20 protein-coding genes are annotated in these 22862 nt (G+C 69.8%); 8 read left to right on the top strand and 12 right to left on the bottom strand.

Translation table 11 applies throughout. The features are described 5' to 3' along the window. Window positions 1–119: 119 nt before the first annotated feature. From DW297_RS12980 to dut, 4 genes are all read right to left on the bottom strand, one after another. On the bottom strand, window positions 120–2954 hold the full coding sequence (locus tag DW297_RS12980) for an aconitate hydratase (RefSeq protein WP_136033039.1): 2835 nt from the start codon (window positions 2952–2954) through the stop codon (window positions 120–122). A gap of 153 nt (window positions 2955–3107) precedes the next feature. After that, on the bottom strand, window positions 3108–3845 hold the full coding sequence (locus DW297_RS12975) for a DUF3159 domain-containing protein (protein ID WP_136033037.1): 738 nt from the start codon (window positions 3843–3845) through the stop codon (window positions 3108–3110). After that, the gene (locus DW297_RS12970; protein WP_136033035.1) at window positions 3842–4429 is read right to left on the bottom strand and encodes a DUF3710 domain-containing protein; all 588 of its coding nucleotides are present in this window, start codon (window positions 4427–4429) and stop codon (window positions 3842–3844) included. Before DW297_RS12970 ends, DW297_RS12975 begins: the two co-directional genes overlap by 4 nt. After that, on the bottom strand, window positions 4426–4896 hold the full coding sequence (dut, locus tag DW297_RS12965; RefSeq protein ID WP_136033032.1) for a dUTP diphosphatase: 471 nt from the start codon (window positions 4894–4896) through the stop codon (window positions 4426–4428). The genes DW297_RS12970 and dut overlap by 4 nt, the downstream gene beginning before the upstream one ends. Window positions 4897–4908: 12 nt before the next feature. On the opposite strand from dut, the gene DW297_RS12960 reads away from it, so the two are divergent. After that, window positions 4909–5373, top strand: a complete 465-nt coding sequence (locus DW297_RS12960) for a DUF3093 domain-containing protein (RefSeq protein ID WP_136033030.1) — start codon at window positions 4909–4911, stop codon at window positions 5371–5373. Between the two features lie 71 nt (window positions 5374–5444). On the opposite strand, the gene DW297_RS12955 is transcribed toward DW297_RS12960, so the two are convergent. Beyond that, window positions 5445–5738, bottom strand: coding sequence for a DUF4193 domain-containing protein (locus DW297_RS12955; RefSeq protein ID WP_025103572.1), 294 nt, complete (start codon window positions 5736–5738; stop codon window positions 5445–5447). Between the two features lie 199 nt (window positions 5739–5937). On the opposite strand from DW297_RS12955, the gene sepH reads away from it, so the two are divergent. Next, window positions 5938–6981: a septation protein SepH gene (sepH, locus tag DW297_RS12950; RefSeq protein ID WP_136033028.1), complete on the top strand. Its 1044-nt coding sequence runs from the start codon at window positions 5938–5940 to the stop codon at window positions 6979–6981. A gap of 27 nt (window positions 6982–7008) precedes the next feature. On the opposite strand, the gene DW297_RS12945 is transcribed toward sepH, so the two are convergent. Continuing rightward, window positions 7009–8130, bottom strand: a complete 1122-nt coding sequence (locus DW297_RS12945) for an alkaline phosphatase family protein (protein WP_136033026.1) — start codon at window positions 8128–8130, stop codon at window positions 7009–7011. Between the two features lie 44 nt (window positions 8131–8174). Here DW297_RS12945 and DW297_RS12940 point away from each other — a divergent pair, with 44 nt between their 5' ends. Next, on the top strand, window positions 8175–10616 hold the full coding sequence (locus tag DW297_RS12940; RefSeq protein ID WP_136033023.1) for a DNA gyrase/topoisomerase IV subunit A: 2442 nt from the start codon (window positions 8175–8177) through the stop codon (window positions 10614–10616). 54 nt (window positions 10617–10670) lie between these two features. Here DW297_RS12940 and DW297_RS12935 read toward each other — a convergent pair whose 3' ends face one another. Then, the gene (locus DW297_RS12935) at window positions 10671–12782 is read right to left on the bottom strand and encodes a DNA gyrase/topoisomerase IV subunit B (RefSeq protein WP_446724373.1); all 2112 of its coding nucleotides are present in this window, start codon (window positions 12780–12782) and stop codon (window positions 10671–10673) included. 180 nt (window positions 12783–12962) lie between these two features. On the opposite strand from DW297_RS12935, the gene DW297_RS12930 reads away from it, so the two are divergent. Beyond that, window positions 12963–13181, top strand: coding sequence for a DUF7455 domain-containing protein (locus tag DW297_RS12930; RefSeq protein WP_136033021.1), 219 nt, complete (start codon window positions 12963–12965; stop codon window positions 13179–13181). Between the two features lie 32 nt (window positions 13182–13213). Here the strand turns inward: DW297_RS12930 and DW297_RS12925 are convergent, their stop codons facing one another. Both DW297_RS12925 and DW297_RS12920 read right to left on the bottom strand, forming a co-directional pair. After that, complete coding sequence (locus tag DW297_RS12925) at window positions 13214–14254, bottom strand: alanine racemase (RefSeq protein ID WP_136033019.1); 1041 nt, start codon at window positions 14252–14254, stop codon at window positions 13214–13216. Then, window positions 14251–14949: an alanine racemase gene (locus DW297_RS12920; RefSeq protein ID WP_240744619.1), complete on the bottom strand. Its 699-nt coding sequence runs from the start codon at window positions 14947–14949 to the stop codon at window positions 14251–14253. The genes DW297_RS12925 and DW297_RS12920 overlap by 4 nt, the downstream gene beginning before the upstream one ends. A gap of 82 nt (window positions 14950–15031) precedes the next feature. Between DW297_RS12920 and DW297_RS12915 the strand changes: the two genes are divergently transcribed. Next, window positions 15032–16048, top strand: a complete 1017-nt coding sequence (locus DW297_RS12915) for a sugar-transfer associated ATP-grasp domain-containing protein (RefSeq protein WP_136033014.1) — start codon at window positions 15032–15034, stop codon at window positions 16046–16048. Between the two features lie 57 nt (window positions 16049–16105). Here the strand turns inward: DW297_RS12915 and DW297_RS12910 are convergent, their stop codons facing one another. From DW297_RS12910 to DW297_RS12900, 3 genes are all read right to left on the bottom strand, one after another. Further along, a complete protein-coding gene (locus DW297_RS12910; RefSeq protein WP_205814340.1) occupies window positions 16106–16798 on the bottom strand; it encodes a coenzyme F420-0:L-glutamate ligase in 693 nt (230 codons plus the stop codon). After that, window positions 16798–18036 (bottom strand): RNA polymerase sigma factor, encoded by a 1239-nt coding sequence (locus DW297_RS12905; protein WP_136033009.1) that lies wholly within the window; start codon window positions 18034–18036, stop codon window positions 16798–16800. The genes DW297_RS12910 and DW297_RS12905 overlap by 1 nt, the downstream gene beginning before the upstream one ends. 168 nt (window positions 18037–18204) lie before the next feature. After that, a complete protein-coding gene (locus DW297_RS12900; protein WP_136033007.1) occupies window positions 18205–19146 on the bottom strand; it encodes a proteasome assembly chaperone family protein in 942 nt (313 codons plus the stop codon). 114 nt (window positions 19147–19260) lie between these two features. Between DW297_RS12900 and DW297_RS12895 the strand changes: the two genes are divergently transcribed. From DW297_RS12895 to DW297_RS12885, 3 genes are all read left to right on the top strand, one after another. Next, window positions 19261–20736 (top strand): leucyl aminopeptidase, encoded by a 1476-nt coding sequence (locus DW297_RS12895; RefSeq protein ID WP_136033005.1) that lies wholly within the window; start codon window positions 19261–19263, stop codon window positions 20734–20736. A gap of 5 nt (window positions 20737–20741) precedes the next feature. After that, a complete protein-coding gene (gene lpdA / locus DW297_RS12890; RefSeq protein ID WP_136033003.1) occupies window positions 20742–22115 on the top strand; it encodes a dihydrolipoyl dehydrogenase in 1374 nt (457 codons plus the stop codon). Window positions 22116–22181: 66 nt separating this feature from the next. Beyond that, window positions 22182–22862, top strand: a 681-nt coding sequence (locus DW297_RS12885; RefSeq protein WP_342589028.1) for a biotin/lipoyl-containing protein, incomplete at its 3' end; no start/stop codon positions are given.

Below are 22862 nucleotides of genomic sequence, written 5' to 3'. Positions count from 1 at the left end.
ACGGGTGCGAGCGCCTACCGATCCTACCTCGCGGAGTCGGAGAAGCCGCCGAGGACGACGCCCCCTTGACACGGCGAAGGGGCCCGTGTCCGTAGACCCGGGCCCCTCCGTGAGACGCGTCAGACGAGCGAGCGCAGCACGTACTGCAGGATGCCGCCGTTGCGGTAGTAGTCCGCCTCACCGGGGGTGTCGATGCGGACGACCGCATCGAACTCGATCGGCTGCTTGCCCTCGGGCGAGTGCTCGCTCGGGGTGGCGGTGACCTTGACCGTCTTCGGGGTGACGCCGTTGTTGAGCTCCTCGAGGCCCGTGATCGAGACGATCTCGGTGCCGTCGAGGCCCAGCGACTCCCAGCTCTCGCCCGCCGGGAACTGCAGCGGGACGACGCCCATGCCGATGAGGTTGGAGCGGTGGATGCGCTCGAAGCTCTCCGTGATCACGGCCTTGACGCCCAGCAGGCTCGTGCCCTTGGCCGCCCAGTCGCGCGACGAGCCGGAGCCGTACTCCTTGCCGCCGAACACGACGAGCGGGGTGCCCTGCTCGGCGTAGTTCATGCACGCGTCGTAGATGTACGACTGCGGACCGCCCGGCCGGGTGAAGTCGCGCGTGAACCCGCCCTCGACGACCTGACCGTCGTTGACGGCCGAGACCATGAGGTTCTTCAGACGGATGTTCGCGAACGTGCCGCGGATCATCACCTCGTGGTTGCCTCGGCGCGAGCCGAAGGAGTTGAAGTCCTTGCGGTCCACGCCGTGCTCGGTGAGGTACTGCGCCGCCGGGGTGCCCGGCTTGATGTTGCCGGCGGGCGAGATGTGGTCGGTCGTGACCGAGTCGCCCAGGGTCGCCATGACGCGCGCGCCCTGGATGTCCTGCACCGGGGTGAGCTCCATCGTCATGCCGTCGAAGTACGGCGCCTTGCGCACGTAGGTCGAGTTCTCGTCCCACTGGAACGTGTCGTCGTCGGGCGTCGGCAGGTTGCGCCAGCGCTCGTCGCCGTCGAACACCGTGGCGTACTGCTTGATGAACTGGTCGCGCGAGATCGACGAGTCGACGATCTCCTGCACCTCTTCCGGCGACGGCCAGATGTCCTTGAGGAACACGTCGTTGCCGTCGGCGTCCTGACCCAGCGCGTCGGTGTCGAAGTCGAAGTGCATCGATCCGGCGAGGGCGTACGCGATGACCAGCGGCGGGCTGGCCAGGTAGTTCATCTTCACGTCGGGGCTGATCCGGCCCTCGAAGTTGCGGTTGCCGGAGAGGACGGCCGTCACGGCGAGGTCGTGCGAGTTGATCGCCTCCGACACCTCCTCGATCAGCGGGCCGGAGTTTCCGATGCAGATCGTGCAGCCGTAGCCGACGGTGTAGAAGCCGAGGCCCTCGAGATCCTTGTCGAGGCCGGACTTCTCGTAGTAGTCGGTGACGACCTTCGAGCCGGGGCCGAGCGTCGTCTTGACCCAGGGCTTCTGCTTCAGGCCCTTCTCGCGCGCCTTGCGTGCGAGCAGACCGGCCGCGATCATGACCGACGGGTTCGACGTGTTCGTGCACGACGTGATGGCGGCGAGGGTCACAGCGCCGTTGTCGAGGATGTACTTCTCGCCGTCCGGGGTGGTGACCGGCACCGGGTTGGAGGCGTTGACCGGGGCGCCGCTGCTGATGTGCACCGGACGCGTGGTCGGCTCCTCCTCGCCGGGGACCTGCCCGGGGTCGGACGCGGGGAACGAGTGCTTCGACTCGAGGTCGACGATGTCCTCGCTGGTCGAGGGCGAGGCGTAGGCCAGGATGTCCTGCTCGAACTGCGACTTGGCCTCGGACAGCAGGATGCGGTCCTGCGGACGCTTCGGGCCGGCGATCGACGGGACGACCGTGCCGAGGTCCAGCTCGAGGTACTCGCTGAACACGGGCTCGCGCGACGCGTCGTGCCAGAGCTGCTGCTCCTTGGCGTACGCCTCGACGAGCGCGACGGCTTCCTCGCTGCGCCCGGTGAGGCGCAGGTAGTCGAGCGTGACGTCGTCGATCGGGAAGATCGCGGCGGTGGAGCCGAACTCCGGCGACATGTTGCCGATCGTGGCGCGGTTCGCGAGCGGCACCGAGGCAACGCCCTCGCCGTAGAACTCGACGAACTTGCCGACCACGCCGTGCTTGCGCAGCATGTCGGTGATGGTGAGCACGACGTCGGTCGCGGTCACACCGGCGGGGATCTCGCCCGAGAGCTTGAAGCCCACGACGCGCGGGATGAGCATCGACACGGGCTGGCCGAGCATCGCGGCCTCGGCCTCGATGCCGCCGACGCCCCAGCCGAGCACGCCGAGACCGTTCACCATCGTGGTGTGCGAATCGGTGCCGACGCAGGTGTCGGGGTACGCGCGCAGCACGCCGCCGACCTCGCGGTCGTAGATGACCTTGGCCAGGTGCTCGATGTTCACCTGGTGGACGATGCCGGTGCCGGGCGGGACGACCTTGAAGTCGCTGAACGCCGTCTGGCCCCAGCGCAGGAACTGGTACCGCTCGCCGTTGCGCTCGTACTCGATCTCGACGTTGCGCTCGAGCGCGTTCTCGGTCCCGAAGAGGTCGGCGATGACGGAGTGGTCGATCACCATCTCGGCGGGCGAGAGCGGGTTGATCTTGTTGGCGTCGCCGCCGAGCGCCGTGACTGCCTCGCGCATCGTGGCGAGGTCGACGATGCAGGGCACGCCGGTGAAGTCCTGCATGACCACGCGCGCCGGCGTGAACTGGATCTCGGTGTTCGGCTCGGCGGTGGCATCCCACGAGCCGAGCGCCTCGATCTGCGCCTTCGTCACGTTCGCGCCATCCTCGGTGCGAAGCAGGTTCTCCAGCAGGACCTTGAGGCTGAAGGGAAGCTTGTCGAAACCGGGCACCGTGTCGATGCGGAAGATCTCGTAGTCGGTGCTGCCGACCGTCAGGGTGCTCTTGGCACCGAAGCTGTTCACCGTGGACACGAATCCGTCTCCTTCTATTCGGATGGGAGCGACAGGCGCCTCCATCTTGCTCGCCCGCGCACCCCGGCGGCTAGGAAGGCGGACCTAACCAGTCTGCTCCCCGCGACGCGTGGGCGAAAGCCTGCGATTTATCTTGATGTCGAGATAAATCTATCACGCCGCGGCGGCATCCTCGCGCGAAGGCGCGCGGGGATAGAGCGCTCGGACCACCAGCCAGGTGACCGCGATGAGCGGCGCGAACAACGGCAGCCCCATCACCAGCTTGAGCGTTCCGAGCGCCGTCACGTCGCCCGCGAGATACAGGGGGAACTGCACGGCCAGTCGCGCGAAGAAGAGGGCCGCCCACGCGATGCCGAGCCAGAAGAAGGCGCGACGCTTGCGGCGGTCCGTCCGCCACGCGGTGCCCTCGCCCATGAGGAAGCCGGCGGCCAGACCGATGACCGACCACCCGATGAGCGCCGACACGAGGATGGCCGACCCGTACACGGCGTTGGTGATGAGCCCGGGGACGAAGTTGTCCTCGCCGCGCCCGGTCCAGAGCGCCAGTCCTGCGGCGGCGACCGCGGCGATCAGGCCGCCGAGCGCCGCGGACGGTGGCGACTTCTGCACCAGGCGCACGATCGTGAAGATCGCGGCAAGCCCGACGGAGACGCCGAGCGGAAAAATCAGCGGCTGCGGGCGGAGGGTGAAGAGGATGACGAACGCGAGGCTCGGGAGCACCGATTCGACGATGCCGCGCCAGCCGCCCATCGCCGACCACACGACCGTGTGCGTGCTCGCGCTCTGCGCGGGATCGAGGCCCGCCTTCCTGGCCGCTCCCGCCAGCGCGGCACCCAGGATCTCCGACGCGGTCTGCGGGCGCTCCGGCTCCTCGGGAACCGGGGAGCTCACGCCGAGCCCGGGGTCGCCGGCATCTTCAGGGGGATGAGGTCACGCGGGGGCATGGGGGCGCCGCCACGCACCACGACGATGGAACGGAACAGGTCCTCCACCTTCGCGGCCGCCTCGGGATCGGACGCCGCCGCCCCGCCGATCACACCGCGCAGGAACCACCGCGGGCCGTCGATGCCGATGAAGCGTGCCAGACGCAGGCCGGAGCCCTCGGCCGCCGTGGCCGGGACCTCGGCGAGCAGCTCCTTGCCCAGCGGGCCCTCCCGCTCCTCGACCCGTCCGCCCTGCGCCTTCACCTGATCACGCAGCTGCACGCGGGTCTCGTCCCACAGACCGCCCGACCGGGGCGCCGCGAACGGCTGCACCTGCAACGAGGACTCCGCGTAGTCGAGGCCGACGGCGACGATGCGCTTGGACTGCTCCTCGACCTCGAGGCGCAGGTTCAGACCCTCGCGCGGAAGGATCTTGATCCCGCCGAGGTCGATGTAGGGGCGGACCGGGTTCGCCTCGGAGTCGTCGAAAGGACCCTCCGTGGCGCGGTTCTCCGGCGCCGACTTGGAGGGGGTCGCGTTGTTGTCGCTCATCTCGCCTGTCCTGCTTCGTTCGCGGTGGCCTGTGCCTGGTAGCCGGTCGATCCGAATCCCCCGTCGCCCCTGACGCTGTCCGGGAGCTCCTCGACCGGCAGGAACCGGGCGCGGGTCACGGGCATCACGATGAGCTGGGCGATGCGATCGCCGACGGCCACATCGTACGCGCTGTGGATGTCCGTGTTGATCAGGCTCACCTTGATCTCACCCCGGTAGCCGGCGTCGACGGTGCCCGGTGCATTGACGATGGAGATCCCGTGCTTCGCCGCGAGACCACTGCGCGGAACGACGAAGGCCGCGTAGCCGTCCGGGAGGGCGATGCGCACGCCGGTCGGGACGAGAGCCCGCTCCCCCGGCTCCAGGTGCACGGCCTCCGCGGCGACCAGATCGGCGCCCGCGTCACCCGGGTGCGCATAGCCGGGGACCACTGCGGCGATAATGGGGACATCAACGGAATCGGTCACCCCATGAGGCTAATGCAGAACCCCGCCACCGCCGCACGTCCCCGCTACCGGGAGCGGCTCGCACCGAGCCTCTGGCTCCTCGTCACCGTCGCTCTCGCCGGACCGATGGTCTCGCTCATCTTCGTCCCGGTCGGATCGACGGTCGCGCTCGTCCTCGGCGCGCTGGTCTCCGCCGCGCTCGTCCTCGCGGCCATCGGTCTTGCCCCGGTCGTCTCGGTCGAGGACGGCGTGCTCCGCGCCGGTCGCGCGCACATCGACGTGACCCACCTCGGCGAACCGCTCGCGCTCGATGGAGCAGACGCACGTCACGCCAGAGGACCCGGACTCCCCGCCCGCGGGTGGCACCTCATCCGCGGCGGCATCGACGGCCTGGTCGTGGTGCCCAACCTCGACGACGCGGATCCGGTCGTGGCGTGGACCATCTCGACCCGCACCCCCGACCGCCTCGCTGCGGCGATCCGCGCCGCGAAAGGCTGAGTCACCCGCCAACGACAGCGCGCCCCTGACCGGATGGTCGGGGGCGCGTCATGCGTCGCTCGGAGGACTGCTCAGGCAGCGCACTCCTTGCAGATGGGGCCGTCGGGTCCCTCGTGGTCGAGCTGCGAACGGTGCTTCACGAGGAAGCAGCTCATGCACGTGAACTCGTCCTGCTGCGCGGGCAGCACGACGACGTCGAGCTCGAGGTCGGAGAGGTCCGCGCCCGGCAGGTCGAAGTTCGAGGGGTTGTCGGAGTCCTCGTCCCCCGTCGTGCCGGACAGCTTGTCCGGCACACGCTCCTTCAGGGCTTCGATCGACTCGGAGTCGTCTTCACTCTTTCGGGGAGCGTCGTAATCGGTTGCCATGCGGTGAATCTCCACTTTCATGGTGCGAGTGGGCGGGTGTGCCGTCGGGTAATCGGCGGCCATAGTTTGCATGACGGTGGGGCATTTCGCAAATGCCTCCGCATGCGACAGGGCAAACTCACGGCACGCCCGCGATATTCCCTGTTCCGCCCCCTCCCCCGTGACACCATGAACGCACACCCATCAGAGGGGCATTCGCATGGAAAACGTCACCATCGTCGGCACTGAAGCAGGAGTCCTCGTGCTCGCGACCGAGTCGGGCGAACGCTTCGCGCTGCCCATCGACGACGTGCTGCAGCGGGAGATCCGCCGCGCCACCCGACAGGCCGAACCGACCGCCCAGAAGCTCGCCGCGAGCCCGCGCGACATCCAGGCGCAGATCCGCGCCGGTCTCACCGCACCCGAGGTCGCCGAGCTGCTCGGTATCGCGGTCGACGACGTGGTCCGCTTCGAGGGGCCGGTGCTCGCCGAGCGCGAGCACATCATCGGCCAGGCTCTCGCCGTGCCCGTGCTCATCGGCAGCGAGGTCGAACCGGACGCCCAGCCGACGTTCGGCGCGGCCGTGCGCGCCAAGCTCGCAGAGGTCGCGGCGACATCCGAGCGCTGGGCGAGCTGGAAGGAGGACACCGGCTGGATCGTGAAGCTCGAGTTCACAGCCAACGACGTCGATCACGACGCCCGGTGGAGCTTCGACCCCCGGCGCAGCGCGCTCTCGCCCCTCAACGCCGACGCCACTCAGCTCTCCCGCCAGGGCTCGCTCCCCGAGGGACTGATCCCCCGGCTCCGCGCGGTGGAAGCCGACCGGACGACGTCGCCGTACAAGGACGACAGCCGTTTCGACTCCGGTGCCTTCGGACCGCGCCTCGTGCCCACCCCGGAGGGGGAGGTCGAAGAGCCGTCGCTGCCGGAGCGCTCCGCCCCCGCCGTCCAGGACGCGGCGATCAACCGCGCCCCCGACTCCAGCGCCCCGAGCGCCGAGACCGCCGACCTGCTGGAAGCCCTGCGACGGCGTCGGGGTCAGCGCGAGACGTCACCGCTGCTCGAGGAGCACGAGGAGAGCCGCGAGGAGTCGAGCCCGATCTCCCTCTTCGAGGCCTTCGACGATGTCAGCGAGCCGGAGACGACGGAACCGGAGTCGCCGCGCAGCCCCGCCGAACCGGCGGAGAGCGGCGGCCGTCGTCGTCGGCGCAACGCCATGCCGTCGTGGGACGAGATCGTCTTCGGGGCGCGCACCGACGAGTGAGTCGCGCTCTCCGCGGTGGCGTCGGCGTCACCGTGCGAAGGCACCGAGACGGATGAGCGGCACCCGCGTCTCCTCATCGGTCATGGCACCGTGCTGTCCGATCATGCCGCGATTGCGCTGATCCGCTGCGGTGCCGTCGTACACCGCCCAGGACGCGCGCGCGATCACGAGCACGTCCCCCACCCGGGCAGCCGCGGCCTCCGTCACCGCGGGACCGAACAGGCCGGCCCTGATGGCGTCGTCGCGCGTCACGACATCGGCGGCGCCCTCCAGGTCGGCGCGCAGCCGGGAGAGCACCGCGCTCTCGTCGGCGGCCGGCTCCAGGTACACGTGCAGCATGCGCGGCTCGCCGCCCAGGTGCCGCACCCCGCGCAAGTGCGATTCGTCGAGGACCGCCTGCCGATGGACGGGGACATCGACCATGCCGTGGTCGGAGGTCACCAGGACGCCGACGCCCGGAGGCACACGAACGCTCAGGGCGGCATCGATGCGCTCCAGCGCCGCGACCCACTCCGCGGAGGCGATCCCGTAGCGGTGCCCCGCCTTGTCGACCTCGGGCAGATAGCAGTAGACGAAGGAGCCCGGGTGGTCGTGGGCGAGAGCGAAGGCCGCCTCGACCCGATCCTCCGGGGTCAGCGCGGGGACGAAGGTCGCGCCGCGCAGCGTCGCACGCGTGAACCCGCTCGTGGCGTACGCGGCGAGTCCCACGGCGAACGTGTCTCGGCCCGCGGCGGCCTCCCGCTCGAAGACGGTCGGCACCGGCTGCCACGCGAGCGGGTCGAGCCCGTCGCTCTCCCACCCGCTGAGCTGGTTCACGAGCACGTCACGCTCGCGGTCGAGGACGCGGTACCCCACCAGCCCGTGCTCTCCGGGCCAGACACCCGTCACGATGCTGGTCAGCGCGGCAGCCGTCGTCGACGGGAACACGCTGTGCGCGACATCCCGCTTCGTCATCGCCCCACTGAGCGTACGCGCGTGACCGGAGTGGCCGCGGAGACCGAGCGCGCCCAGGCCGTCGACCACCACCAGCACGACCGACTCCGCGCGCGGGAGCAGCTCCGACTCGCCGCGGAGAGCGGCGCTCAGGTCGCCCGCCACCCCGACGACGCTCCGGGCGCTGGGCGAGGCGGACGGTAGCATGAGGGACATCCGAGCCAGTCTGACACAGGCTCCCGTACGCCCCCAGGAAGTCCATGCCGAAAACCCCGCCGTCCGAGCCCGTCGACGAACGCATCCAGGACATCGATCTCTCTCACGAGATGCAGGGCTCCTTCCTCGAATACGCGTACTCCGTCATCTACTCGCGCGCCCTTCCGGATGCGCGGGACGGGCTCAAGCCGGTGCAGCGCCGCATCCTGTTCCAGATGGCCGAGATGGGTCTGCGCCCCGACCGCGGTCACGTGAAGAGCGCGCGCGTCGTCGGCGAGGTGATGGGAAAGCTGCACCCCCACGGCGACTCCGCCATCTACGACGCGCTCGTGCGGCTCGCCCAGGAGTGGGCGCTGCGCGTGCCGCTCGTCGACGGGCATGGCAACTTCGGCTCACTCGACGACGGCCCGGCGGCCGCCCGGTACACCGAGGCGCGACTCGCGGCCGCCGCACTCTCCCTCACGGAGAACCTCGACGAGGACGTCGTCGACTTCATCCCCAACTACGACGGCCAATTCCAGCAGCCCGCCGTGCTGCCCGCGGCCTTCCCGAACCTGCTGGTCAACGGCGCCAGCGGCATCGCCGTCGGCATGGCGACGAACATGGCCCCGCACAACCTCATCGAGGTCGTGGCCGCAGCCGTGCATCTCCTCGAGCACCCGGACGCCACGACGGACGAGCTGATGGAGTACGTGCCCGGCCCCGACTTCCCCTCGGGCGGCATCCTGATGGGCCTCGAGGGCGTGAAGGACGCGTACACCACCGGCCGCGGCGCCCTGAAGGTCCGCGGCAAGACATCGATCGAGCCGCTCGGCCCCCGCCGCACGGGCATCATCGTCTCCGAGCTGCCCTATATGGTCGGCCCCGAGCGACTGATCGAGAAGATCCGGGACGCCGTCCAGGCCAAGAAGCTGCAGGGCATCAGCGACGTCACCGACCTCACCGACCGCAACCACGGACTGCGCGTGGCCATCGGCGTGAAGACCGGGTTCGATCCGAACGCGGTCCTGGAACAGCTGTATCGGCTGACACCGCTGGAAGACTCGTTCAGCATCAACAACGTCGCCCTGGTGGACGGGCAGCCGCGAACCCTCGGCCTCAAGGAGATGCTGAGCGTCTACGTCGGGCATCGCATCGAGGTCATCACCCGCCGCAGCCGCTACCGCCTCGCCCGGCGCGAGGAACGTCTCCACCTCGTCGAGGGCCTCCTCATCGCGATCCTCGACATCGACGAGGTCATCCAGGTCATCCGCTCCTCCGACGACTCGGAACAGGCGCGCACCCGCCTGCGCTCGGTCTTCGATCTCAGCGAGCCGCAGGCCGAGTACATCCTCGAGCTGCGGCTACGGCGCCTGACCAAGTTCTCCCGCATCGAGCTGGAGACCGAGCGCGACGCGCTGCTCGCCGAGATCGCGGACCTGCGAGAGCTGCTCGGCAGCCCCGCGCTGCTCCGCGCCGCCGTCGCCCGCGAGCTCGACGCCGTGGCCGACGCATACGGGACCCCGCGACGCACGCTGCTGCTCAACGCGGCTCCGCCGAAGCCCCGCGCCGCCAAGGGGGCCGCCGACCTGCAGATCGCCGACGCGCCGACCACGCTCGTGCTGTCCACCACCGGTCGTGCCGTCCGGGTCGACCTGGGCGACGGCCAGGAACTTACGGCCCCCACCCGCCGGAGCAAACACGACGCCATCCTCGCCACGGTCGAGACCACGGTGCGCGCCGAGCTCGGTGCGCTCACGAGCAGCGGACGGGTCGTGCGCTTCTCCCCCGTCGACCTTCCGTCGGTTCCGGCGAGCTCGGTCCAGCTGGCGGCCGGCGCCCCGCTGCGCGACTACCTCGGCATCATCACGAAGGGCGAGCGCATCCTCGGGTTCGTCCGCTTCGACAGCGACGCGCCGATCGCCCTGGGCACCGCGCAGGGCGTCGTGAAGCGCATCGTGCCGTCGGCACTCCCCGTCCGCCCGGAGCTCGAGGTGATCGGCCTCAAGCCCGGCGACACGGTCGTGGGTGCGGCGGAGTCCCCCGACGACGCCGAGCTCGTGTTCCTCACCTCCGATGCGCAGCTGCTCCGCTTCGCTGCCGCGAGCGTGCGACCGCAGGGCGCTGCCGCCGGAGGGATGGCCGGCATCAAGCTCGGGGCCGGCGCCACGGTGCTGTTCTTCGGGGCGGTCGCACCGGGGGTCGACGCGGTCGTGGCGACCGTGTCGGGTGCCGAGAGCATCCTGCCCGGAACCGATCCAGGACGCGCGAAGGTCTCGTCGTTCGCGGAGTACCCCGCCAAGGGACGAGCGACCGGCGGGGTGCGCGCCCACGCCTTCCTGAAGGGCGAGGACCGGCTGACGGTCGCGTGGGTCGGTCCCAACCCGCCGCTCGCGGTCGACCCGACGGGTGCCGTCCGCAAGCTCCCGGAGTCCGGCGCCCGACGCGATGCCTCCGGTCAGCCCATCGACGGCGTGATCGGCAGCATCGGGCGCACGATCGTCTGAGCGCGCGAAGAGCCGTCGAGCGGGGTGCCCGGGCTTCGGGCTCCCCGCTGCGTGTCAGGCGTCGATGGACTCGCGCGACAGCCGGTCGGCCGAGTCGATGATGAACTCGCGCCGCGGAGCGACCTCGTTGCCCATCAGCAGTTCGAACACGCGACCGGCGGCCTCCGCGTCCTCCATACGGACGCGACGGAGCAGACGCCCGGAGCGGTCCATGGTCGTGTTCGCCAGCTGCTCGGCGTCCATCTCCCCGAGACCCTTGTAGCGCTGGATCGGCTCGTGCCACCGCTTGCCCGCCTTGCGGAGCTTCGCCAGCAGCGCGTGCATCTCCTGCTCGGTGTACGTGTAGATCGTCTCGTTCGGCTTGGACCCCGGGTTGATCACGATGATGCGGTGCAGCGGAGGAACGGCGGCGAACACGCGGCCGTGCTCGATCAGTGGTCGCATGTACCGGAAGAACAGCGTGAGCAGCAGGGTGCGGATGTGGGCGCCGTCGACGTCGGCGTCGCTCATCAGGATGATCTTCCCGTAGCGCGCCGCCTCGATGTCGAACGTGCGACCCGAGCCCGCTCCGATCACCTGGATAATCGACGCGCACTCCGCATTGGAGAGCATGTCCCCGACCGAGGCCTTCTGCACGTTGAGGATCTTGCCGCGGATGGGCAGGAGTGCCTGGAACTCGCTGTTGCGCGCGTTCTTCGCCGTGCCGAGAGCGGAGTCGCCCTCCACGATGAACAGCTCGCTGCGTTCGACGTCGTTGGTGCGGCAGTCGACGAGCTTCGTGGGGAGCGTGGACGACTCCAGCGCGTTCTTGCGGCGCTGTGTCTCCTTGTGCGCCCGCGCGGACACCCTGGCCTTCATCTCGGACACGATCTTGTCGAGGAGCTGCGTGGCCTGGCTCTTGTCGTCGCGCTTCGTCGACGTGAAGCGCTGCAGGAGCTCCTTGCGCATGACGTGGGCGACGATCTGCCGCACCGCCGGCGTGCCGAGCACCTCCTTGGTCTGGCCCTCGAACTGCGGTTCGGGCACGTTGACGGTGAGCACGGCCGTGAGCCCGGCCAGCACGTCGTCCTTCTCCAGCTTGTCGTTGCCGACCTTCAGCCGGCGGGCGTTCTGCTCGACCTGCGCGCGGAGAACCTTCAGCAGCTCCTGCTCGAAGCCCTGCTGGTGCGTGCCGCCCTTGGGCGTGGAGATGATGTTGACGAACGAGCGGATGCGGGTGTCGTAGCCCGTGCCCCAGCGCAGCGCGACATCCACTTCGCAGACGCGCTCCACCTCGGTCGCGACCATGTGGCCGTCCGCCTGCAGCACGGGCACCGTCTCGCGGAACGTGCCCTCGCCCTGGATGCGCCACGTGTCCGTCACCGGCGGATCGATGGCGAGGTAGTCGACGAACTCGGAGATGCCGCCCTCGTACAGGTACGACGTCTCGATCGGCCCGGCGGGAGCGCCGTCGTCGCCGACGGGCGCCGTACCGGCGCGCTCGTCGCGCACCACGATCTCGAGGCCCGGGACCAGGAACGCCGTCTGTCGCGCACGCGTCTCCAGCTCCGCCAGCTGGAACGCGGCGTCCTTCGTGAAGATCTGCCGGTCGGCCCAGTAGCGCACGCGCGTGCCGGTGACGCCGCGCGGCGCCTTGCCGATGACCCGCAGCTCGCTCTTCTCCTCGAACGGCGTGAACGGCGCGTCGGGCCGCTTCTCGCCGGAGTCGCGGAACACGCCAGGCTCGCCGCGGTGGAACGACATCGCATAGGTCTTGCCGCCGCGATCGACCTCGACGTCGAGACGCTCGGAGAGGGCGTTGACCACCGAGGCACCGACGCCGTGCAGTCCACCGGACGCGGCGTACGAGCCGCCGCCGAACTTCCCGCCGGCGTGCAGCTTGGTGTAGACGACCTCGACGCCGGACAGCCCGGTGCGCGGTTCGACGTCGACCGGGATGCCGCGGCCTCGGTCGTGCACCTCGACGCTGCCGTCCTCGTGCAGGATGATGTCGATGCGCGACCCGTTGCCGGCGACGGCCTCGTCGACGGAGTTGTCGATGATCTCCCACAGGCAGTGCATGAGCCCGGGCGAACCGTTCGAGCCGATGTACATGCCCGGTCGTTTGCGGACCGCCTCGAGTCCTTCGAGCACCTGGAGATGATGGGCGGAGTACTCGGCATTCACAATCTCCGAGTCTATTCGCGCGGGCGCCGTGGACTCGGCCGACACTCCCCACGCGTCGGCAGTCGGCGCGGGCCCGTACGCGCTGAGCGAAACACGCCGACAACCGGGCATGCCCACAGGCGGGGCGTGGTTGTATTGAGCACGACCAACAAGGACGCCGACACCCGAGGAGGCCCCGAGATGAATGCAACGACCGAACGTGAGACCTCCGCTGTCGAGTTCCGGCTGACCGCGATGGACCGGTGCGACTCCTGCGGTGCGCAGGCCTACATCGCCGCCGAGGTCAACGGCTCGGAGCTCCTGTTCTGCGCCCACCACGGCCGCAAGTACGAGGAGAAGCTCCGCAGCGTCGCCACCAGCTGGCACGACGAGACCGCTCGCCTCGTCGAGACGGTCTGATCGCGCGGGTGGAGTGAGCCGGACCCGCCGGCTCAGTCCACCGGCACGCGACGGATCCGCGGACTCAGCCGCGTGAGGATCTCCTCTCCGACCGTGTCGATCCGTTCCGCGAGCGTCGTGGCCGAGGACTCGCCCGCCTCTCCGGGACCGAAAATCGTCACCTCGTCCCCGACGGACAGTCCCGCCCATCCCTCGATCTGCGCGAAGAACGGTTCGATCCTTTCGAGCACGCGTGCTCCGGCCGGCGTGCCGACCCGGGCCCCGACGAGCGTCGATGGCAATCCGTCGAAGGCGCCGACCTCGATCACCGCGCGGCCCTCCTCCACGCGTGCGACCGGCGCCACCAGTCGCGCGACCGGGCGCACACCCTCCAGCTCGGGCCCGTCCGCGGAGCGGATCCCGTAGCAGAACGCACCGATGCGGGCGACGGTGCCCCGCAGCTCGGGACGCCACCACGACGCGGCGGACGCGGTGAGGTGAAGGGCGGCCGGTGTCGGGCCCGTCCCCCCGGCGGCGCGGACCGCATCGAGGAACACGGCCTGCGCGTCATCGTCCTCGCGATCGCTCGCCTCCGCGATGTGGCTCCAGATCCCCTCCAGGGACAGCTGTCCGGCAGCCTCTGCAGCCCGAGCCTGCGCGATCGCCCCCGGCCAGTCCTCCGGGAGCACGCCGTTGCGGTGCAGGCCCGTGTCGATCTTCAGGTGCACGCGCGCAACAGCCCCGAGCGCCTCGGCGCGCGCGATGATGCGGTGCAGGTACTCCACAGTGCCCACGCCGAGGTCGATCCCCTGGAGCAGCGCCTCGTCGATCTCCGCATCCGTCGAGGTGGCCCACGCGAACACCCTCGCCTCAGGGCCAACGATCCTTCGCACGTCGAGGCCGCCCCGCACGTCGTAGCTTCCGAACGACGCCACCCCCGCCTGTACGGCCGTCTCCACGGTCCAGGTGAGGCCGTGGCCGTAGGCGTCGTCCTTGAGCACGAGCATGAGCTCGCATCCGTCGAGGCGGGAGGTGACCGCCGCGATGTTGTCGCGGAGCGTCCGCGCGCTCAGCCGCAGCTCGGGGCGGCTCATGCCTCCCACCCCCGCACGGCATGCGAACCGGCGACCGCGACCAGCTCCGCGGCGGACATGTCCGTCGCCGAGGACCATCGGACGATCTCGTCTCGGGCGGGTCCGGTGCCACCGAAGTACGTCACCTCGGCGCCGACCGGGGCCTCCGTGCCCTCCAGATCGACGACGCAGACGTCCATGGCCACGCGGCCGACGATCGGGCGGAGGATGCCGTCCACCTCGACCAGGGCGACGTTGCCGAGCGCGCGCACGATGCCCTGGGCGTACCCTCCGGTCACGAGCGCGACCGTGGTGTCGCCCGACGCGCGGAACGTGTAGCCGTAGGAGACGGCGTCGCCCGCGCGCAGCGGCTTGGTCGACATCACGCGTCCCGTCAGCCGCAGGACCGGTGTCGCGTCATGATTGCTGCCGGGGAGGCCGTAGAGGATCGACGGGTCGATGTCCGGTTCCCCCGTGGTGACCCCGGCGATGCCCTCCAGCCGCAGCATCTCCACCTCGCCCTCGCTGTCCACGCGCACCTCGCGGGCACCGGCCACCGTCACGGCGTGGGCCACGGCGAGCAGCCCGTGACCCCAGGCGTCGCGGCGCAGGTCTGCTCGCTCTCCCCCCTCGCGGACGGCCGCAACCGCTGCGGCGGTGAGGGCGGAGCGGGAGATCAGCGCCCGCGGAAGCGCACTCGAGGTCGTGTCACACACGTGATCCAGCCTAGCTTCGTGTTCCGGGATCCCGGTGTGACTCCCCCGTAGACTGGACGGCATCCCCAACCCCCGGAGCTCCATGACTCGTCTTTCTCTCGCGCCCCGCATCCGCTACCTCCTCGGCCGCGCCCGTCGCATCGACGTCGGCTCCGTTGTCGAGCGAGCGAAGGAGGCCTCTGCACAGCACCACAAGCCCGTCCCGACGATCGTCGTGGACATGCTGTGGTCCGCCGCGCGGCACAACGTGGGGTTCCAGGACTACATCGACTACGACTTCGCGATGCTCACCCGTGCCGAGCGCGACACCTACATGACGCACCCCGTGTCGAACCAGCTCTCCCAGAAGTACGACCACCCGGACTTCCGGTGGATCTTCCAGGACAAGATCGAGTTCAACCGGAAGTTCTCCGAGCACCTCCATCGCGAGTGGCTGGTGGTCGAAGAGGGCAACGCCGCCGAGGTGCGCGCGCTCACGGAACGCCTGGGGACCATCGTCACCAAGGAGCCGGTCGGCCAGGCGGGCACCGGTGTGCACCGGTACCACGCGGCCGATATCGACGACTGGGATGCCTTCCACCGCGGGCTGCTGAGTCGCGGCGAGCTCCTCATCGAAGAGGTCATCCGACAGCACGACGACCTCGCCGCCGTCTGCCCTGGCACCGTGAACACGACCCGCATCACCGCGTTCTTCGACGGCGAGAAGGCGCACATCCTCGCGATGGCTCAGAAGTTCGGGCGGGGCGCCGTGAGTGATCAGATGACTTTCGGGGGCTTCTACACGATGCTCGACGAGAACGGACACGCGGTCGGCGCGGGGTACGACTCGCACGGCCACGTGCACGAGACGCACCCGGACTCGGGCTTCCGCATCGCGGACTTCCAGCTGCCCTTCATGGACGAGGTGCGAGCCTTCATCGACCGCGTGGCCAGGGTCGTGCCCGAGGTGCAGTACGTCGGCTGGGACGTCGTCGTCACGCCGGACGGTCCCGTGCTCGTCGAGGGCAACTGGGGCGCCGGCGTGTACGAGAACAAGCCCAGCGTCACCGGGATCCGCACCGGCCACAAGCCGCGCTACCGCGAGGTCATCGGGTTCTGACCACCACGACAGAACGCCCCCGGATTCCTCCGGGGGCGTTCTCGTCGAACCAGCAGATCAGACCGCGCGGACGATGCCGAGCGGCGTGGACTCCAGTCCCTGGCCGAGCGGATTGTCGCCGAGGATCTTCACCAGCCGGGCTTCGCCGGCCTTGTCGAGCGTCGATCCGAGGATGTTGCCGCCGAGGTCGTTGATGTCCACCACCGCGACCTCCACCTGCCCACCGAGCAGGCCCTTGAGCCGTGCTGCGACGCCGTCCGGGTCCTTCGGGCCGAGCACCACGGCCTGGTTGTACGGCGGGATCGTGTGCTTGGTGGGGCCATCGATCGCGCGCGCCTTGTCCCCGGCGATGCGATAGAAGTCACCCTTTCGTCCGAACGCCTTGGTGACCGCGGAGACGGCGGCGGCGAACAGGATACGCGGCGTGCCGCACTCCCGCAGGGCCATCTCCATGGTCTCGGGCATGCCGAGCCCGATGCCGTAGGGCGTGCGCGTGACGTACTTCGAGAGGAACAGCGCGAGTTTGCGCGGAGTGATCTCGTCCAGTCGGTACGACCGACCCTGCGTGATCGCCACGATCTTCTCCGTGACGAACAGCAGGTCTCCCGGCTGCACGACCTCCTTCGCGTATTCGGTGATGACCGCGTCGAGGTCGTCGTCCGGCATCACCACGCGGGTGCGCAACGGGATGCGCGCGTAGCTCGTGCCGTCGACGCTGGTCTCGAGCGCCTTGCCCTCGTTCGCCTGCATCACTCGAGGTAGTCCCGCAGCGACTGCGAGCGGCTCGGGTGGCGCAGCTTGGCCATCGTCTTCGACTCGATCTGACGGATCCGCTCACGCGTCACGCCGAACGTGTCACCGATCTGGTCGAGCGTCTTGGGCTGACCGTCGCCGAGGCCGAAGCGCATGCGGATCACGCCCGCCTCCCGCTCCGAGAGCGAGTCGAGCAGCTGCTCGAGCTGGCGCTGCAGCATCGTGAAGCCCACGGCATCGGCGGGGACGACCGCCTCGGTGTCCTCGATCAGGTCACCGAACTCGCTGTCGCCGTCTTCACCGAGCGGAGTGTGCAGGGAGATGGGCTCACGGCCGTACTTCTGCACCTCCACGACCTTCTCCGGGGTCATGTCGAGCTCGCGGCTCAGCTCCTCCGGGGTGGGCTCACGACCCAGGTCCTGCAGCATCTGCCGCTGCACGCGGGCGAGCTTGTTGATGACCTCGACCATGTGCACGGGGATGCGGATCGTGCGGGCCTGGTCGGCCATGGCGCGCGTGATCGCCTGACGGATCCACCAGGTCGCATAGGTCGAGAACTTGAAGCCCTTGGTGTAGTCGAACTTCTCGACGGCGCGGATCAGACCGAGGTTTCCCTCCTGGATCAGGTCGAGGAACTGCATGCCGCGACCGGTGTACCGCTTGGCGAGCGAGACGACGAGCCGCAGGTTCGCGCCGAGCAGGTGGCTCTTGGCTCGCTGGCCGTCGCGGGCGACCCACTGGAGGTCGAGACCCAGCTGACTCGACTTCTCGGCCGGGGTCATCGCGGACAGCTTCTCCTCGGCGAACAGACCCGCCTCGATGCGCATCGCGAGCTCGACCTCTTCGGCCGCGTTCAGCAGCGCGACCTTTCCGATCTGCTTCAGGTAGTCCTTGACGGGGTCGGCCGTGGCGCCGGTGATCTGCGTCGAGTAGACGGGGACGTCCTCGTCGTCGTTCGACGAGATGACGATCGCGCCAGTGGGCAGCGGCTCGGTGAACGCCGGCTTGGCGTCCTCCTCCTCGTCGTCCCCCGCGCTCTCCTCGGCGGAATCGGTCGCGGCGTCGTCTTCCTCGACGACGTCCTCCGACTTCTTCTTCTTCGCCGCGCCGCGCTTGGCGGCACCGCGCTTGGCGGGCGCTGCCTCGTCGAGGTTCTCGACCTCGATCTCCTCGTCGGGCGTGGGTTCTTCGGCGGCCTTCTTCGTCCGTGTGTTCTTCGTCGTGGCAGGAGTCACGTTTCGCCTTTCACGGAGCCGATCACGGGCCCCGGGACATTTCGGACACTAGTAAGACCCTTGTCAAGTCCGGAGTTCGAAAACGCCGATTGACAACGGGTCGGACTCCTAGTATCGCACACGTGTGGCGCTCCGGATGCAATCCGGCGAAGTTCGCGTCTATCCGGCTCAGCCGCGGCCGGGCTTGTCCTCGTCGCCCGACGGTCGCGTGGCCAGGTAGCGCTCGAGCTCCGCCGCCAGCTCGTCCGCGCTCGGCAGGTCGCGCTCGCTGAACCCGCCCTCGTCGTAGCTGTCGTCCTCGGGGTCGCGGCCTGCCATGTAGGCGTCGTAGCGGCGCTCCAGGTTGTGGACCATCTGCTGCAGCTCGTCGTTCGCCGCGACCTGCTCGTCCACCCTGGCGATGTAGTCCTCCCGGCGCTCGCGCACGGCGTCGAGCATGAGCACCAGTCCCGTGGATGCCATGAGCTTCTCGGCCGCGGCGCTGACCGCGTCGGGGTTCTCCGTCTCGGCGAGGTAGTGCGGCACGAGCAGCACGAAGCCCACCACTCGTTCGCCGCGCTCGGCGAAACGGAACTCCAGCAGATGCCCCGCGGTCGCCGGCACCTGCGTCCGCGGGCGCCACACCGAGTGCGAGACCACGAGGTCACGGCGGTTGCCGCTCACCGTCGTGCCGATGGGGCGGGTATGCGGCACGGGCATGGCGATCGAATGCACCCAGTGCAGTCCGGATGCCTCGTACTCCGCGGCGAGGTCGAGCACGGTCTCGGCGAAGGCGTTCCAGGCGAAGTCCGGTTCGTAGCCCGCGAGGAGGAGGAACGGGCGACCGAGGGCGTCCGTCGCGAGCGAGAGCTCCAGCCGAGGCGGCCGGAACTCGGTGAGGTGGTCCTGATCGAAGGAGATCACCGGACGGCGGGCCCGGTAGTCGAGGAGCACATCGTTGTCGAAGATCACGAGCGGCTGCGGAGATGTGGACTCGCGGAGGTGGTCGATCAGTCCGGACACCGCGCTCCCGGCATCCGTGAAGCCGGTCAGGAGCACGACGAGGGGCAGTCCGTGCGGCACCGTCGGCGCGTTCGCGACGCGTTCGTGGATCTCTCCGGAGAAGGGCATGACTCCATGCTACGAGCAGGTCCCGACGAGGGGCGCCGGGCCGTCTCGCTGAGAGCGAACACGCGGGGGCACGCGGGGCCGCCCGGTCGCAGAGGTCCTCCTAGGATGGAGAGCATGACGCTTCCCGTGCTCTCGCACACCACCGATCAGTTCCCCGGAAGCGCTGCTGATGCCGCAGTGCTCGTCGTTCCCGATCTCTCGGATTCGGCCGAGTCGCTGGGGGCCTACCCCGGCCTCGCCGAGGTCCTCGAAGGCATCGGGTTCACCGGTGCCGCCGGATCGTTCGCCCGCGTGTACGCGCCCGACGTCTCCACCCTGCCGTTCGCCGTCGTCGGTGCAGGGAAGAGCATCGACGATGCCGCGGTCCGCAGCGCCGCCGGTGTCGCCCTCCGCTCGCTGACCGGGTTCCCGCACGTCGCGCTCGGGCTCGCCTCCGGCCTCGACGGCCACGCCGCCGCCGCCGCCGAGGGGGCCGTGCTCGGCGGTCACCGCTTCGACGGCTACCGCACCGAGAAGGGCAAGGCGCGCGCCGAGCGGATCACCGTCCACGCGGACCTCGACGACGAGACGATCACCCGAGCGCAGACCCTGGGCGAAGCCGTCGCGCTGATCAAGGATCTGGTGAACGTCCCCGCGGAGTGGCAGAGCCCCGCGCAGCTCGCGCAGAGCGCGGCCGACAGCGTCGCCGAGCTCGATGTCACCGTCGACATCTTCGACGAGGCCGCGCTGGCGGAGCAGGGCTTCGGCGGAATCCTCGGGGTCGGGCAGGGGTCCGACCGGCCGCCGCGTCTGGTCCGCCTCGACTACTCCCCCGCAGACGCCGTGCGGCACCTCGCCCTGGTCGGCAAGGGCATCACGTTCGACACCGGTGGCCTCTCCCTCAAGCCGGCCGCCTCGATGGTGGGCATGAAGTTCGACATGGCCGGGGCCGCGACGTCCCTGGCCGCCCTTCGCGCCATCGCCCGACTCGGGCTCCCGGTGCGCGTCACCGCCTGGCTCTGCATCACCGACAACATGCCGTCCGGCCGGGCCCTGCGCCCCGGTGATGTCATCCGCATCCTCGACGGCACGACGGTCGAGGTGCAGAACACCGACGCCGAAGGGCGCCTGGTCCTCGCCGACGGCCTGGTCGCCGCCAGCCGAGAGCACCCCGACGTCATCATCGACGTCGCGACGCTGACCGGTGCGATCGTCGCCGCCCTCGGACACCGGCACACGGGCGTGTTCGGCGACGACGAGACGGTGACGCGGTTCCTCGCCGCGGCGGAGCAGACCGGAGAGCCCGCCTGGCACATGCCGCTGCCCTCGTACATGGAGGAGTCCCTCGAGTCGCCGATCGCCGACCTGCAGAACGCGAACATGGGCGACCGGATGGGCGGCGCCTCGTTCGCCGGTCTGTTCCTGCGACGCTTCGTCGGACCGGTCTCGGACGCCGAGGACGCCGCCCGCATCCCCTGGGTGCACCTCGACATCGCGGGCTCCGGCGAACACGCCGGTGCGCCGTACGGCTTCACGGAGAAGGGTCCAACGGGGGCGATGGTCCGATCGATCGTCGCTTTCGCCGAAGCAGCATCCCACACGGAGGCATAACACCGATGACAACCCACACCTTCGACATCGTCGTGCTCGGCGGTGGCAGCGGCGGCTACGCGGCCGCGCTGCGCGCCAGCGAACTCGGCAAGTCGGTCGCGCTGATCGAGAAGGACAAGGTCGGAGGCACCTGTCTGCACCGCGGCTGCATCCCGACCAAAGCGCTGCTGCACGCGGCGGAGGTGGCGGAGCATGTGCGCGACGCCGCAGCGGTGGGGATCTCGGCCACCCTCGACGGCATCGACGCGGCGGGCGTGCGGGCATACCGCGAGGGCATCGTCGCGAAGAAGTACAAGGGGCTCGAGGGCCTCGTCAAGGCGCGTGGCATCACCACGGTCACCGGGACGGGACGGCTCAACGCAGACCGGAGCGTCAGCGTCGACGACGACGTGTACGTCGGGACGGACGTCGTGCTCGCCACCGGCTCGTACAGCCGCACGCTTCCCGGGCTCGACATCGGCGGCCGCATCCTGACCAGCGAGCAGGCACTCGCGCTCGATGTGATCCCCGAGCGTGTCATCGTGCTCGGCGGCGGTGTGATCGGCGTGGAGTTCGCGAGCGTCTGGCGCTCCTTCGGTGTCGAGGTCACGATCGTCGAGGCGCTGCCGCACCTCGTGCCGAACGAGGACATCGCGATGAGCAAGGGGCTCGAGCGCGCGTTCCGGCGCCGTGGCATCCAGTACTCGCTCGGAGTGCGGTTCCAGCAGGCCACCCAGGACGACACGTCCGTCAGCGTGACCCTCGAGGACGGCACGGAGCTCACCGCGGACTACCTGCTCGTCGCAGTCGGTCGCGGTCCCGCCACGGCCGATCTGGGCTTCGAGGAAGCGGGCGTCGTCCTCGACCGCGGATTCGTCACGGTCGACGAGGAACTGCGCACCGGGGTTCCCGGGGTGTGGGCCGTCGGCGACATCGTCCCAGGGCTCCAGCTCGCCCACCGGGGCTTCCAGCAGGGCATCGCGGTGGCCGAGCGCATCGCCGGCCTCTCCCCCGCGACGGTCCCCGACGTGCAGATCCCGAAGGTCACATACTCCAGCCCCGAGGTCGCCTCGGTCGGGCTGACCGAGGAGGCGGCCGTGGCCGCGCACGGCGCCGACGCGGTGTCGTCCTACGAGTACAACCTCGCCGGCAACGGCAAGAGCGAGATCATCGGAACGGGCGGCCTCGTCAAGGTCGTCCGCCAGAAGGACGGCCCGGTGCTCGGCGTGCATCTGATCGGTGACCGCGTCGGCGAGCTCATCACCGAGGGTCAGCTCGCTGTGGCCTGGGAGGCGCACCCCGAGGACATCGCTCCGCTCATCCATGCGCACCCCACGCAGAGCGAAGCGCTCGGCGAGGCCTTCCTCGCGCTGGCCGGAAAGCCCCTGCACGCCCTCTGAGCACCAACCGGTGCCCGAGTCACTAAGCTAGACAAGCGTCATACAACTTCTGAAGGAGACTCAGTCATGAGCACATCCGTGGTCCTCCCCGCTCTCGGTGAGAGCGTCACAGAGGGTACGGTCACCCGCTGGCTCAAGCAGGTGGGAGACACCGTCCAGGCGGACGAGGGCCTGCTCGAGATCTCGACCGACAAGGTCGACACCGAGATCCCCTCCCCGGTCACCGGCGTGATCGAGGAGATCCTCGTCGCCGAGGACGAGACCGTCGAGGTCGGTGCCCTGCTCGCTCGCATCGGCGACGGCAGCGCCGCAGCCCCGGCGGGCGACGCGCCCGCTGCGGCCGCCCCCGAAGCGGAGGCCGCCCCTGCCGAGGCCCCTGCCGCGACCGAGACTCCTGCTGAAGCGCCGGCTCCGGCCGAGGCTCCTGCGGCCGAGGCTCCCGCTCCCGCCGCCGAGGCTGCGCCGTCCGGTGACGCCACCGACATTGTGCTTCCCGAGCTCGGCGAGAGCGTCACCGAGGGAACGGTCACCCGCTGGCTCAAGCAGGTCGGTGACTCGGTCGAGGTCGACGAGGCTCTTCTGGAGATCTCGACGGACAAGGTCGACACGGAGATCCCCTCGCCCGTCGCCGGCGTGCTCCAGGAGATCGTCGCGGCCGAGGACGAGACCATCGCGGTCGGCGCCGTCCTGGCCCGCGTCGGTTCCGGCGCTGCCCAGCCTGCCGCCACCGCGCCGCAGGCCGCGCCC

It is taken from the genome of Microbacterium sp. PF5 (genome assembly GCF_004794315.1).
Taxonomy (GTDB): domain Bacteria; phylum Actinomycetota; class Actinomycetes; order Actinomycetales; family Microbacteriaceae; genus Microbacterium; species Microbacterium sufflavum.
This window is presented reverse-complemented; position numbering and strand designations above follow the sequence as displayed.